Genomic DNA, 13,671 nt, shown 5'->3' with positions numbered 1-13,671 from the left:
TCAATGAAATGTTTGATTTCCGAGAGAGAGTTATTAACGCTCGCATAACAAGTAAGAAGTCACGCTGTCAGGCTAGAAAGGCAGCAAGTCAAAGTGCTAGGTACGAACAAATTACTAAATTAAGGTTAAATTTGTGAGATCCAAACGTTTGCGCTCTGCATTTTTTTCACGCAACGATGGCTTAGTTGAAAGTAAAACAACAAAACAGACTGATTGGCATGTTTGTTGTTTACCATTTACGTGTAACTTGAGTTAGTGATCACAGCTTTAATGATCACTATGACTTTTATTACATATCATATTTTGATTTGAGTATTTTTTGGCGGAAATTAAGTGCTACAGATTGTTAAAGTCAATAACCTTTATCTACGTATAAAACTTGATTTATGGCTAATATCACGCCAACTTACAGATAGTTTGTCTGCATTTATTTTTCCTAGCAGAATAACCAGTCGTACCTTACAATCCTGCCACATAAAAATTACAAGTTACACACAACGCATATCAAGCACATTTAAGTGGCACAAAAGACCACCGCTTGATGGCTCAACCCCCTATGCTGATTGGCTTCCCTACAACCGCCATGACTGCAGAACTTAACGTGAAAGGTCCCGAGTAAAGATGAGTCCCGAAAAGCACCTCCTAGACTGGCAAACTAGTCAAACTATTGCTGAATCCATCGCTCCAACTTTAGGTCAGTTATACCGCCAAAAAGGCGTAGAAGTTATCCTCTTCGGTAAGACCTTAGTCAACGCAACAACGATCGACATCATCAAAGCTCACCGCATCGCAAAACGCTACACAGGTTCACCGCTAACCGCAGAACAAACTCAACCAATTATCCAACACCTACTATCAATGCGCTTGTCTCCTTGCCGCGTGGATGTTGGTCGTCTAGCAGCTCAATACTGGGAAAACCACGAAGATCTCAGCGCAATGGATGATTTCCTTCAAACGGCTCTAATGGGTTCATTAGAAGGCGAAGCGATGACCACGCCTCGCGACGTTGTGTTATACGGTTTTGGTCGTATCGGTCGTCTACTCACTCGTATTCTTGTAGAGAAAAGCGGCCCAGGTTACCCACTTCGTTTACGTGCAATTGTGGTTCGTGGTGGTAAAGACGGTGATTTAGAAAAACGTGCAAGCCTACTACGTCGTGACTCAGTTCATGGCCAGTTCAACGGCAGCATCGTTGTAGACCAAGAGCGCAAAGCGATCATCGTTAACGGTAATTTCATCCAAGTTATCTACGCGAATAAACCAGAAGACGTGGATTACACGGCTTACGGCATCGATAATGCTTTAGTTGTTGATAACACAGGTGTGTGGCGCGACGCAGAAGGCCTAAGCCAACACGTAGCGTGTAATGGTGCAAGCAAAGTACTGCTTACTGCACCTGGCAAAGGTGACATCAAAAACGTTGTGTTCGGTGTAAATGAAGATGTGATTCAACCTGAAGACACCATCATCTCTGCGGCAAGCTGCACAACGAACGCGATTACACCAGTATTGAAAGCAGTTCACGACAAGTTTGGCGTTCTGTCTGGTCATATTGAAACGGTTCACTCATTCACCAATGACCAAAACCTGATTGATAACTTCCACTCAGGTGACCGTCGTGGCCGTGCTGCTTCATTGAACATGGTACTGACATCGACTGGCGCTGCAAAAGCAGTATCAAAAGCGATGCCAGAAATGGAAGGCAAGCTAACAGGCAATGCGATTCGCGTACCTACTCCAAATGTTTCAATGGCAGTAGCAAACTTAAACCTTGAGAAAGGCACCAACAAAGAAGAGCTGAACACGTACCTACGTGAAATGGCACTGTCTTCTGCCCTATCTGCTCAAATCGATTACACAGACTCAACTGAAATTGTTTCTACAGACTTAGTTGGTTCTCGTCACCCTGGCGTTGTTGACGGTGTTGCGACTATCGCACAAGACAACCGCGCTGTTCTATACATTTGGTACGACAACGAGTTTGGCTACAGCTGCCAAGTTGTTCACTGTATGGAACAAATGATGGGCGTACGCTACAAAACTTACCCAGCGGTTTAATATCTCTGAGTAAAACAAGCTCCACAACATAATAACTATATCCGCGAAGCCTGTTTCAGGCTTCGCAACCCCTTCTGTTTTACTCCCCCGTATAAACAGGAGGGTTGCCACTTAGATCTGCTCTCTCTAACTGATCTGAGTGGCCTTTTTATATCAGAAGTTCTGATACACAATCACTTCTAAAGCTCTACCTCAACATCAGACTGGATCGTGCTTGAACATGCCAATACATAACCTTGTTCAATCTCTTCTGCTGTTAGTGTCTCTTGGCTGCTAGATTCCACCGAACCTTTCGTCACTTTGCATTTACATGAGCCACAAATACCGCTGCGACACGCGATAATGATCGGCACACCCGCTTGCTCTAGTGAATCAGCGAGCGGCGTACCCGCTTCTGCTTCCACTTCTTTGCCAAACGTTGGAACAAATACTTTGACTACACTGTTCTCATTGTCAGCGATTTCAGTTTGAGGCTCTTCTGACTGAGCGTTCTGAGTAGCCGGTGTAAAGCTTTCTTGATAGAAGTTGTCCATGTTGAACTCAAGTTCTTTTAGATAGCTTTCTATGTCTTGCATGAAACCAACTGGGCCACACAGATAGACGGTGCGATCTAAAATGTCAGGGCTTAGATTGACCAGCCAATTCTTATCCAATCGACCTTGAGGGGCAGTGGTGCCTTGGTTATCTTTAAGTAATAGCTTTAGATTAAAATTAGAGTAAGTTTCATCAAGTTGGTGTAGCTCTTCAAAATAAATCGTCTCTCGCTTATTACGCGCCATATGGATGAAGTCAATTTCAACGCCGCTATCTTGAGACAACCAATACTTCACCATTGCCATAACAGGTGTGATGCCGCAACCAGCACTCACTAGCGTCACTTTGTTGCTCGCCGTTGGCGTGCAATCAATACAGTTAAAGCCACCAGCAGGCTTCAATACAGCAACCTCATCACCTTCATCAAGCTCATCGACAATAAAGTTAGACACCAAGCCACCTTCAACACGTTTAACCGTCAGCTTTAGGCGATTATCCTCTGGGCAAGAAGCAACAGAGTAAGCTCGATAATCGGTTTTTGTCGGCATATCTAAGCCCAAAGTGATGAACTGCCCCGGCTTGAAATTGAAGTGTAAGTCTTGTGGGATACTCCCCAACTCAAAGCTGACCGTATCTGGTGTTTCGTGCCATTTCTTTAAGCACACTAAATTGATTGAATCGCTATCCGACCATGCATACATCGTAGGTTTACCTTGCTCTAAAGATTAAAATCGAAAAAGCCCCGCCGTTGTCGCTTCTATAAAACGTTACAACAACGGGGCTTATGAGTTGGCTTAAATTAAGCCGCTAGGATTGTTTTAAGATCTTGTTCTGGCGTTGAGATAGAACGCATGTCGAACTCGTCTTGAATAATCTTAAGCAGGTTTTCTGTTAGGAATGCTGGCGCTGTTGGACCTGTGTAAATGCCTTTCACACCCAGTGCAAACAGAGTCAGCAGGATAACGATCGCTTTTTGCTCGAACCAAGATAGGACGAGTGTTAGTGGTAGTTCGTTGATACCACAATCAAACTCTTGAGACAGTGCTAAAGCAAGTTGAATCGCTGAGTACGCATCGTTACATTGGCCCACATCTAATAAACGTGGAATGCCATTGATGTCACCAAATTGGTTTTTATTGAAACGGAATTTACCACACGCCAAAGTTAGGATAACTGAGTCTTCCGGTGCTTGAGCGGTAAAATCTGTGTAGTAGCTACGCTCTGATTTGTCGCCGTCACAGCCACCAACCAAGAAGAAGTGCTTAATGTTGCCCTCTTTCACTTGATCAACAACCGCAGGTGCAGCTTCCATTAACGCATTGCGACCGAAACCAACAGTGATCATCTGCTCGATCTCATCATGCTTGAAGCCTTCTTGCGCTAATGCACAATCGATAACCGCGCTGAAATCATCACCCTCAAGGTGAGCAACACCTGGCCAGCCTACAATGCTACGTGTAAACAGGCGATCAGCGTAAGCACCAACATCTGGATTAAGCAGGCAGTTAGAGGTCATTACGATAGCGCCAGGGAAGTTCGCGAACTCTTTCTGTTGATTCTGCCAAGCGCTGCCGTAGTTACCCGCAAGGTGTGGGTATTTGTGCAGTTCAGGGTAACCGTGTGCAGGTAGCATCTCGCCGTTGGTATAAACGTTGATGCCCTTGCCTTCAGTTTGCTGAAGAATCTTTTCTAAGTCATGAAGGTCGTGACCAGAAACAAGAATACAGTGACCTTTCTTAGTCTTCACATTCACAGTCGTTGGCTGTGGGTGACCAAAGGTGTCTGTCTCACCCTTGTCTAGCATTTCCATTACTTTGTAGTTCATCAAGCCGATCTGCATTGATGTATCCAATAACTGTTTTAGGTCAGTTGGATCGGTACCTAGGAAAGCCATGATCTCATGGTATTCAGCAAAGATAGCATTGTCTGTTTGACCAAGAACGCGAGCGTGCTCCATATACGCAGCTGCACCTTTTAAGCCGTATAGACAAAGAAGACGAAGACCAATCACATCTTCATGTTGAGATTCATGACCACGGTTAACCGCAGCTTGTGGTGCAAGCGCTAAAAGCTCTGAAGAGTCCGTTGGAAGATCGAATTGCGCGGCAGGAGAAAGCGCTGGAATTTCGAAACCGATTAGAGTTGCAGCTGCACGAACTTTTTGCTCTAGACGCTGTTTAAATTCGTGAGATTGCTGAGCAAATTCAATAATACGAGCAGGGTCGAAGTTCACGTTAGTGAGTGTCGCGAAGAACGCTTTTGGCGCCCACTCATCGATTTCAGTATCAATAACATCGCAAGTGCGACCTAAGTTTGCCCAAAAAGAAACACCTTGAAGAGAATACACCAACACATCTTGAAGGTCGGATACTTCCGATGTTTTTCCACACATACCTTGTGCGAAAGAACAGCCTTTTACAGTAGGTGTTTGAATAGTTTGTTCACATTGAATACAGAACATATAGGGGCTCCAGTAATTTTTATTAGCTGTAAGTACTTCGCTTACAGTGACTTATTCCAAACCCTATAGAGCATCAAGCGTGCCAACTTTTAATTCATTGATTTTTAAGCAATTAACTTTAAACCATATTTTTAGTGCGTAATTATGACTACATTTTACGAGCCAAAGCAAACACACACGTGTCATAGTGACTCTCGGCAATTATTTTACGGTGTTCATGTTTCGTTCAGAAAAGGAGCGATAAAGTAACAACATAGAAAAAGAGGAATGAATATGAAAAATATATTAGTTACGATTGTTGCGCTGTTTACTGGCCTTTTGGCGCTATTCACAAGCTTGATCCTTGCTATTCCTTTGGCTATTGCAGCATTAATCACAGGCAAGCGCATTAAAAATCAAATGAAGAAACAAGGCTTCGCAGCTCATATGAACACTCATCACTCATCAACATCTGATGCTGGTGTTATTGAAGGCGAATACGAAGACCTTTCAAATAGAAAATAGTCTAAGCTTTTGCTTCAAGACAACAACGATAGAGACTACACCAAATAATGCATAGAAAGACCGTCCTAACTCTGCTCGCTATTACGACTTTAGGTCTCGTTGGATGCTCTAACGAGACCATCACTCCAGCTTACGAAGCTTCGCCAAGCCTACCTGAATATCAGCAAGACAGCTTCGATGCCTATGTGACCGAAACTCAAGACTGGCTATTAAAAAACCGTGTATTCATCACCGAAGACAAGCAACTAGAGGTTCAACTTAATTCACCTACTGAGTACAAACCGACCTCACCTAATGGTAAAGCAGTTCTGTTGGTCCATGGATTAGGCGACTCGCCGTATTCATTTAAAGACATTGCAGAACATTTAGCCGACCAAGGTTACTTGGTGAGAACCGTGCTGCTTCCAGGCCACGGCAGCCGTGCAGGTGACTTAATGCAACCGCATCTCGAAGATTGGCAAGGCGTGGTGGCTCACCATACTAAGTTACTTGAGCAAGAGTACGATTCAGTATGGCTAGGTGGTTACTCTACCGGTGCAAACCTTGTGACTTCACAAGCGATGAAAGATCCAAAGATCGCTGGTTTACTGCTGTTTTCACCAGCATTCCAACCGAATTCATCAGCCGTGCAATACGCGGGGCTAGCGAGCTATTTTGTGACTTGGGCGGACCAAGATCCTGAAGACAACATACTGCGTTATAACTCGCTGCCAATGAACGGAGCATCGGTATACTACGAGACCTCAGAAATCGTTCGTGACGACTTAAGAGAGAAACAATTCGACAAGCCAGTGTTCATTATGATGAGTGAAGGCGACAGTGTGATTGACACTAGTTTCGTTCAGCAGGCGTTTACTGAATCTATGCCAAACCCGAATAACGTTTTGGTGTGGCAAGGAGAAACCAAGCTAGATGACCCTCGCGCTGTTCAATACAGCATGAAAATCCCAGAGCAACGTATCTCGAACGGTTCTCACATGGGCTTGTTGTTCTCACCAAACAATCCGTATTACGGTATCAATGGTAGTGAGAAAATCTGTTCTAACGGACAAGAAGAGGGCTTTGAGGAGAAGTGTAATGCGAACAGCGAAGTGTGGTATTCAGCATGGGGATACCGTGAAGAAGGTAAAAATCACGCTCGCCTAACGTATAACCCTTACTTTTCCGACTCGATGGCCAAACTAGATTCAGTGCTAAACTCGGCAGGTTAGTCAGACAAACTCATAAAAACTAAAAAGCTCACTAGCGATCCGCTGTGAGCTTTTTTAATACATCTCTTTTTATTTCGAGTCGGTTGTTTAACGCTAAATGGTCCACACCACACGCACAGCAAGCAAAATCAAAACGATACCTGAAAGTCGATCAATCAACTGCGCTTTTGAACGGATTCGTTCAACAATGAGAGGACTAGATAGCACCAAGGTGATGAAGGTGTACCATAGGCCATCAACAATCAGTGGGGTCGAAACAATAATCACTTGGTTGGTCAGCTCATTGCCAAGCGCGACAAACTGGCTAAACAGAGCGATGAAGAACAGTGCAATCTTAGGGCTCAAGATAGAGATCAAGAAAGCCTCACGAGCAGACTGCATGTAGCTCATCTGTTCACCTGCTTCTAATTTGGCAGCTACACCACCTTTCGAACGCAGAGCATTGACTCCCAAGTACAACAGATAAGCTGCACCCGCCAAGCTAATACCTTTAAATAACGTTGGAGATTGCTCCAATACCACTGCTAAGCCTACGATGGTTGCAAAAGCATAAATACCAATACCCGCAGCGTGTGACCAAGCAGCGATAAGCCCGTTAATACGACCACCAGCTAAGCTGTGTTTAGCGATCATTGCTAAACTTGGCCCCGGAGACATTGCTCCCAATAGGCAAATCGCCAATAAAGAAAACCAAATTGTTACCGTCATCATTCCATTCCTAGTCAAACCATGCGTTCTTGTTGAACGCTCTACCATTGATAGTTAGCATAATTATCACTTGGTATTATTTGAAATCAAAGATAATCATCATAGGTATAATTTCAAGTCATACTGATATTGTAACTCGACTTTTGCATTGCCTTGAACGCCTTTTCTCGAGCCCATTTATGTGCAGAGTCGTTGTCGTACTTCGGGTGCCACATTAACCAATAGGTGTGCATTTCGGTTTCGAATGGCAATGGAAAATACTTAACCTCAAGATGCCTACCTAGGTTATAGGCGATGTGTTCCGGTACGATCATCAAATAATCGTCTTGCATTAACACGTTACTTGCCGATGAAAAGAAAGGAACCTTAAATGCCACTCTGCGTTTAAGCCCTTGCTTTTTCAATGCAATATCGGCGTAGCTGTCTTTGTCCCCTCCTCCAGTCACCTTGATATGAGAGTACTGGACAATATCTTCGGAGCTCAACGCCTCTTTCTGAGCCAATGGGTGTGATTTGCGCATTAAACACACCGATTTGTCCTCTCCAAGCTTTATGCTCGATACATGATCCGGCTTTTTAGGAAACATGCTGGAAGCCAAGTGGATTCCTGATTCATTGAGTGATTCAAGGTAGTTTGGCTGCCACAAACGGTAGGCCAAATTGATATTCGGCGCGTCTGCCGATACCTCGGCAACAATCACCGGCAAAATATACTGAGCAACATAGTCACTAGAAGACAATACAAACTCACCCTGCCACTCTTGAGGTTCAAATGGTTTGTCATCTAGCAAGTGGTCAAACTCACCGAGTAGGTCATCGAGTTTCTCTTTAAGCAAAATAGCTCGATTGGTTGGCACCAGCTTATTACCATCACGGACTAATAGAGGGTCACCACATAAATCTCGTAACTGGCTAAGTTGACGGCTCACCGCTGATTGTGTGATATGCAGGCGTTGCGCAGCTCGGCTCACATGACACTCTTCAAGAAGGACATGCAATGAACGCAGTAGGTTTAAGTTGATATTGCCTAGCATGAATGTACCGTCGGATTCAGCTTGTTAAAAAACTCGGTCAACACAGTATGAGTCATTAGATGGCGCAGCTCTGGATAGCTTTGCAGCTGATCGCGAACTTGATTTAAACGTTCCATACTCTCGACCTCGACATACAGCATCATATCGGTCTCTCCACTAATTGAGTGGCACCATTGCACACCGTCAATACCATGAATTTGGTTTGCGTAAGATTCGCAGCTATGGTCACTGCTCGACAGGTCGAACTTCAACGAAATATAAGCGCATACGTTTTTCGTTTGGTTGGGCTCATCAACCAAAGCGCAGTATCCTTTGATGACTTTGTCGCTTTCCAACTTCTTAATTCGCGCATTCACCGCCGAACGAGAGAGGCTCACTTCTCTCGCAATATCGCTCACTGAGCAACGAGCATTGCTTTTTAGGATATCCAAAATTTGGCGATCAAATTTATCCATGCTTTTGATTCTTCCCATTTATTGTTCTATTTATCACGCCTAATTTGACACAACTCTTGAACTTATAACAGTCGCTGGTTAGGTCAGCCGACACTTTGACACTTAATCCACGAAATACCGTTAAAATGACGGCGGCTTACGACGTTTCGCTAGCTGTATTATTGATGACGACAATGTATGCTTTTATTCACACTCTTTTCCATTTCCAGATCAAAATCGTCACAGGCTAGGAGAGCGAATGACCCAGCTAAAACAAGAAATCACGCTAATGTCCGGTATCGGGCAACTTTCAACGACCTTGCTTGGTACTGGGCTATTTATGATTCCCGCTATCGCGGCAGGTATTGCAGGTCAATTATCACTGTTAGCCTGGTTAATCCTGTTTATCGCCATTTGCCCTATTGCTCTCACTTTCGCCGCGCTAGGTAAACGCTACCCGAACGCGGGAGGCACTGCCTATTTTGTTCGCCAAGCATTTAGTGAAAAGTTGGAAACGAGTGTTGCTTGGTTGTTTGTTAGTGTAGTGCCCGTGGGTATTCCTGCGGCTATCGCGTTAGCTGGCGGCTTTGCCCAACAATTATTACCGGCTCCGCTCGACACACCACTCGGCGCTCAATTTTTTACCGTAGCACTACTGATTGTGGTCAACTTGATGGGCAGTAAGTCTTCAGGCCGCCTGCAAACCGTGATTGCCCTGTCAATCTTTGCCTTAATCAGCGCTTTCGTTTGGAAGGCAGAGATCACTGTCTCCGATATAGCGATACCTAGCCTATCCTCTGACTCTATGTGGTCTATCGGCGCCGCACTGGCAGTGATGTTTTGGTGCTTTGTCGGAATCGAAGCTTTTGCTCATATGGGGGAAGAATTCAAGAACCCTCAACGGGACTTCCCAATTGCTATCATAGTTGGTTGTTTCGTAGCTGGCTTAGTGTATTGGGCCTGTTCAGTGGTAATCCTAAAGCTAGGTGCGTATGGCTCAGCGGAATTTGACGCTGCATCAATCCCATGGGTAACTGAAAAACTGTTTGGGAATGGATTTAAGGCTGTCATCAGTGTGCTTGGTTTCTTTGCCTGTTTCGCTAGCCTAAATCTATACACACAAAGCTTGTCACGAATGGTTTGGGCTCAGGCTCGTCAGCATCGACCTGATGGCAAAATGGCACAACTCAATAGCCGCGGAGTGCCACTATACCCAACGTTAGCAATCGGCGTTATCGCACTGATTTCATGTGTGATTGGCGAACTGTCCAATCTAGATCTTGAGTTCTTTCTAAAGCTCGCTAACGGTATATTTGTTCTGGTTTATCTACTCGCAATGCTAGCTGCTTGCCGACTTCTGAAAGGTACATCTAGATACACGGCGATGCTTTCGTTAGTTATCTGCACTATCGTGTTTATCTGCCTAAGTTGGTCCATGCTGTATGCTGTGACGATTTTTGTGACATTGTCACTCCCTTGGCAAAAGTGGTTCGGTAAACCCACCGTTTCTATCGATAAGTTATAAGAACTACAGATACCTTTACTGATAAAAAAGCCGAGCGATCGCTTTGATCTTCGGCTTTATTTCTGCCAAACGAATATTCCCAAAACCCAATAACGCTCCATTCCAATCGCGCTCAACACTCGAGCCATATTCGTAAAAAGAAAATGGTCGAATAATAATATTGTCGAGTTCAGCTCTTCGGCTCCATTCATGCTCAGAAATGCCACCATTCCATTTGACGGTGACATGCAGTCCCGCCGCTTGGCTTATCACCTCAAGGTCACCATTAAACTCACTTTCAATGGCATCGATCATCGCTTCGTATTTGAGTTTGTACGAACGACGCATCTTCCTAATGTGTCGTAATAAATCGCCTTCACGAACAAAATCAGCCAATGCTTCTTGCGTATGGCTTGCGGTGTCTCCACTGAGCGCATCTTTTATCTCGAGACACTTAGTAACCAAGTGCTCAGGGACCACTAAATACCCCAAGCGCAGGCCATTGAACATCACCTTACTTAGTGAGCCGACATAGATGATTCGGTCATCCAAACCAAGCTTGCCTGCCAACCCTTGCATACTGGTATATGGTCGGTGTGCGAACTGAAACTCACTGTCATAGTCATCCTCTATGATCCAAGATTGGTTTTTGTTTGCCCAATCAATCAGTTTTAGGCGCTGCTCGGTATTAAGCGTAGTCCCCATAGGGTATTGATTACTTGGGGTGACATACAAAGCCTTGGCTTTACTGGAAAGAACTTTATCGATATCAAGCCCAACCTTTTCTCGCACCGCCACACCGTCTAATTTGAGCTTTAACAGATCAACAATTTTATGGACTTGTCGATAACCAGGTTCTTCCATCAATAGCTCGTCCCCAGTCATCAGCGTTGCCATCAAACCAATGGAAATCGCTTGCTGCGCCCCCGCGGTGATAAGAATTCGATCAGCATGACAACGAACAGATCGGCTACTTGCAAGATACCCACTGAGCGCATCTCGCAAGGCCAGACTTCCTTGGACATCTTGGTTGCCTGCAATATTTTGACGCGTTGAATGCCGCTGCAGTAGCCTTTGCCATTTCGCAAAAGGAAAAACGTTGAGATCAGGCACTCCAGGGGCAAAGCCACCATTGATATCCAGCGCTGTCGCTATGTTCCTACGTGCTACCTCGGCCTGCGTTGCCACCTGACTAGTCATTTGCACAAGGTTAGGTTGAGAGGAATTCAAAAAATGTTCAGGCTGTTCGACCGACACATAAAAACCGGAACCTTTTCGGCTTTCGATATAGCCCTCCGTGACTAACTGCTCATAAGCGTAGATCACGGTATTTCGGCTCACCGACAACTCAACAGCCAATTTACGTGTTGAAGGTAACTTGCTGCCTTTACTCCATAAATCTTGAACGATCTTCTCTCTGATCGCATGGAATAAAGCGGTTTGACGCGTGTCATGTTGCTCACTGAGTTGTAGGTCACCGACATCGATAGGCTGCATAACTGGATCCAAATAGTGTTTAAAAGTGGCTCTATTTAATAGACCAGTTAATCGCTACATTAATCAAAAGGCAATGATTAAGGAGCGATTATGTTATCCAACACGAAAAGAACCACGATTAAAAAAGGGGCTCACAAAGCCGTATTTGAACAAGAGAAACTGCATCAGATCATTGATGAAAGCTTAATCGCGCACATTGCACTACAAGGTGAACAAGGCCCGATGGTGATACCGATGCTCGCGTGGCGAGTCGATGACATGGTCTATATCCATGGCGCCAAAAACAGTCGCCTACTAAAAGGGCTTAAGAAGGGAGAGCCAACCTGTTTAACATTCACATTATTTGATGGCTGGGTCTTGGCTCGCTCAGCCTTTCATCATAGCGCCCATTATCGTTCTGCTGTGGTACTTGGATCATTTTCAGTCGTTGACGACAATCAAGAAAAGGATCGCTTGCTGAATATCTTCATTGAGCAGATAGCTCCAGGAAGAACCGACGAGGTTAGGCTGAGCAATGAAAAAGAGCTCACCGCAACTGAGTTATTGGCGATACCGCTAACCGAAGCATCAGTAAAAATTGGTAAGCATGGTGTGAATGACGACAAAGCAGATATGGATATCCCTGTATGGGCGGGTGTACTTCCCTATCGAACCGTTGTGGGGCCACTAGAAACTGTACCCGAGCAAGAGGGGCTCATTGAAAAACCAGATTATCAACAAGCTTATGGTGAACGCTGGTATCAAAATTAACAGACCGAAATGGCCAACGCGTTAAAATTGTATACAATCTGATTATCAAAAATTTAACATCAGTAAATAACGTAGCCGAGCGATGCAGACGAATAAGGACTTTCAACATCATCAAGGCTTGCTCAATGGTATTGGGCAAGTCTACTTCACTCCAACAATCATCACGTCTGTTTTATTTCTGATTGCCATCTCAGTCGAATCCCTTCCCCTCTCAGCCCTCACACTATTCGGCGCAGCGAGCAGTTATGTGTTTGCTTGCTATAGCAGGAAGCCAATCGACAACATCAATAATGGAATGTATGCGTTGAATGGTGCACTTTTCGCACTGTTTATCGGTAATATATTTGGGATCACACCCGTCTTGGTGATAGTTACCTTCTTAGGTGCACTGTTCACTGTACCCATAGCAACCGTGGTATTTGGCTTTAAAAAGTACCTCGGCTATACCAGCGCTTTCGTCATAACATCTTGGTTAATTTATGTGGCTCAGTGGAGCTTGGATCTATCGGTATTTTCTCCTTCTGTCGATGAGCAAACTGCACACATCCACACAGCGACAAATTTAGAGGCTCACCTACCCCCTTTTATCGTGACCATGCTAAAAGGAGTCAGCCAAGTCAGCTTTATCAACAATGCATGGACGGGGTTGATTATTTTAGTAGCGATCATGCTCAACAACATCCGAAACGCTATTTGGGTAGTGTTGGCAGTAGCCATCAGTACTCTGTTTAGTGAGGTAATTGGCGCAGATGGCGAACTGATCGCTCAAGGGCTATATGGATACAATGCTGTGCTCGCGACACTCGCACTGATTCTCTATCCAAGAGTTTCATGGGGTTGGGTGATATTAGGCGGTGTGTTTAGTTGCCTCGTTACACTCATATTCCACACTCTTAACTTACTGCCGCTAACCGCACCTTTCATTCTCAGCACTTGGGTCATGGTGTACTTATCGAGCAAACAACACACCTGATAT

Annotated in this window: 12 protein-coding genes; 6 read left to right on the top strand and 6 right to left on the bottom strand. The window is 44.7% G+C overall.

Features of this window, described 5'->3' with window-relative positions; all coding sequences use genetic code 11:
* Positions 1-621 precede the first annotated feature (621 nt).
* On the top strand, positions 622-2,058 hold the full coding sequence (locus L0991_21565) for a glyceraldehyde-3-phosphate dehydrogenase (protein XGB64603.1): 1,437 nt from the start codon (positions 622-624) through the stop codon (positions 2,056-2,058).
* A 179-nt stretch (positions 2,059-2,237) separates the two neighbouring features.
* Here L0991_21565 and L0991_21560 read toward each other — a convergent pair whose 3' ends face one another.
* On the bottom strand, positions 2,238-3,293 hold the full coding sequence (locus tag L0991_21560; protein ID XGB64602.1) for a hybrid-cluster NAD(P)-dependent oxidoreductase: 1,056 nt from the start codon (positions 3,291-3,293) through the stop codon (positions 2,238-2,240).
* Between the two features lie 98 nt (positions 3,294-3,391).
* The gene (hcp, locus tag L0991_21555; GenBank protein ID XGB64601.1) at positions 3,392-5,053 is read right to left on the bottom strand and encodes a hydroxylamine reductase; all 1,662 of its coding nucleotides are present in this window, start codon (positions 5,051-5,053) and stop codon (positions 3,392-3,394) included.
* A gap of 273 nt (positions 5,054-5,326) precedes the next feature.
* Between hcp and L0991_21550 the strand changes: the two genes are divergently transcribed.
* The gene (locus L0991_21550; GenBank protein XGB64600.1) at positions 5,327-5,557 is read left to right on the top strand and encodes a hypothetical protein; all 231 of its coding nucleotides are present in this window, start codon (positions 5,327-5,329) and stop codon (positions 5,555-5,557) included.
* A 47-nt stretch (positions 5,558-5,604) separates the two neighbouring features.
* The gene (locus tag L0991_21545; protein XGB64599.1) at positions 5,605-6,768 is read left to right on the top strand and encodes an alpha/beta fold hydrolase; all 1,164 of its coding nucleotides are present in this window, start codon (positions 5,605-5,607) and stop codon (positions 6,766-6,768) included.
* Positions 6,769-6,861: 93 nt separating this feature from the next.
* On the opposite strand, the gene L0991_21540 is transcribed toward L0991_21545, so the two are convergent.
* From L0991_21540 to L0991_21530, 3 genes are all read right to left on the bottom strand, one after another.
* Positions 6,862-7,476 (bottom strand): LysE family translocator, encoded by a 615-nt coding sequence (locus L0991_21540; protein ID XGB65435.1) that lies wholly within the window; start codon positions 7,474-7,476, stop codon positions 6,862-6,864.
* Between the two features lie 113 nt (positions 7,477-7,589).
* Positions 7,590-8,510: a LysR family transcriptional regulator gene (locus L0991_21535; protein ID XGB64598.1), complete on the bottom strand. Its 921-nt coding sequence runs from the start codon at positions 8,508-8,510 to the stop codon at positions 7,590-7,592.
* Positions 8,504-8,965, bottom strand: coding sequence for an Lrp/AsnC family transcriptional regulator (locus L0991_21530; GenBank protein XGB64597.1), 462 nt, complete (start codon positions 8,963-8,965; stop codon positions 8,504-8,506). Before L0991_21530 ends, L0991_21535 begins: the two co-directional genes overlap by 7 nt.
* A gap of 238 nt (positions 8,966-9,203) precedes the next feature.
* On the opposite strand from L0991_21530, the gene yjeH reads away from it, so the two are divergent.
* A complete protein-coding gene (yjeH, locus tag L0991_21525; GenBank protein XGB64596.1) occupies positions 9,204-10,469 on the top strand; it encodes an L-methionine/branched-chain amino acid transporter in 1,266 nt (421 codons plus the stop codon).
* 15 nt (positions 10,470-10,484) lie between these two features.
* Here the strand turns inward: yjeH and L0991_21520 are convergent, their stop codons facing one another.
* On the bottom strand, positions 10,485-11,945 hold the full coding sequence (locus L0991_21520; GenBank protein ID XGB64595.1) for a PLP-dependent aminotransferase family protein: 1,461 nt from the start codon (positions 11,943-11,945) through the stop codon (positions 10,485-10,487).
* Positions 11,946-12,035: 90 nt separating this feature from the next.
* On the opposite strand from L0991_21520, the gene L0991_21515 reads away from it, so the two are divergent.
* Both L0991_21515 and L0991_21510 read left to right on the top strand, forming a co-directional pair.
* The gene (locus L0991_21515; GenBank protein XGB64594.1) at positions 12,036-12,695 is read left to right on the top strand and encodes a pyridoxamine 5'-phosphate oxidase family protein; all 660 of its coding nucleotides are present in this window, start codon (positions 12,036-12,038) and stop codon (positions 12,693-12,695) included.
* Between the two features lie 82 nt (positions 12,696-12,777).
* Positions 12,778-13,668 carry an urea transporter gene (locus L0991_21510; protein ID XGB64593.1) on the top strand — a complete coding sequence of 297 codons (891 nt, stop codon included), beginning with the start codon at positions 12,778-12,780 and terminating at the stop codon, positions 13,666-13,668.
* Positions 13,669-13,671: the final 3 nt, after the last annotated feature.

Source organism: Vibrio chagasii (assembly GCA_041879415.1).
Lineage (GTDB): Bacteria > Pseudomonadota > Gammaproteobacteria > Enterobacterales > Vibrionaceae > Vibrio.
This window is presented reverse-complemented; position numbering and strand designations above follow the sequence as displayed.

What these genes read in the sequence shown, in the direction of transcription:
- L0991_21565 (XGB64603.1), top strand. Translation starts at nt 622, where the DNA reads ATGAGTCCCGAAAAGCACCTCCTAGACTGGCAAACTAGTCAAACTATT.
- L0991_21560 (XGB64602.1), bottom strand. Translation starts at nt 3,293, where the DNA reads ATGTATGCATGGTCGGATAGCGATTCAATCAATTTAGTGTGCTTAAAG.
- hcp (XGB64601.1), bottom strand. Translation starts at nt 5,053, where the DNA reads ATGTTCTGTATTCAATGTGAACAAACTATTCAAACACCTACTGTAAAA.
- L0991_21550 (XGB64600.1), top strand. Translation starts at nt 5,327, where the DNA reads ATGAAAAATATATTAGTTACGATTGTTGCGCTGTTTACTGGCCTTTTG.
- L0991_21545 (XGB64599.1), top strand. Translation starts at nt 5,605, where the DNA reads ATGCATAGAAAGACCGTCCTAACTCTGCTCGCTATTACGACTTTAGGT.
- L0991_21540 (XGB65435.1), bottom strand. Translation starts at nt 7,476, where the DNA reads ATGACGGTAACAATTTGGTTTTCTTTATTGGCGATTTGCCTATTGGGA.
- L0991_21535 (XGB64598.1), bottom strand. Translation starts at nt 8,510, where the DNA reads ATGCTAGGCAATATCAACTTAAACCTACTGCGTTCATTGCATGTCCTT.
- L0991_21530 (XGB64597.1), bottom strand. Translation starts at nt 8,965, where the DNA reads ATGGATAAATTTGATCGCCAAATTTTGGATATCCTAAAAAGCAATGCT.
- yjeH (XGB64596.1), top strand. Translation starts at nt 9,204, where the DNA reads ATGACCCAGCTAAAACAAGAAATCACGCTAATGTCCGGTATCGGGCAA.
- L0991_21520 (XGB64595.1), bottom strand. Translation starts at nt 11,945, where the DNA reads ATGCAGCCTATCGATGTCGGTGACCTACAACTCAGTGAGCAACATGAC.
- L0991_21515 (XGB64594.1), top strand. Translation starts at nt 12,036, where the DNA reads ATGTTATCCAACACGAAAAGAACCACGATTAAAAAAGGGGCTCACAAA.
- L0991_21510 (XGB64593.1), top strand. Translation starts at nt 12,778, where the DNA reads ATGCAGACGAATAAGGACTTTCAACATCATCAAGGCTTGCTCAATGGT.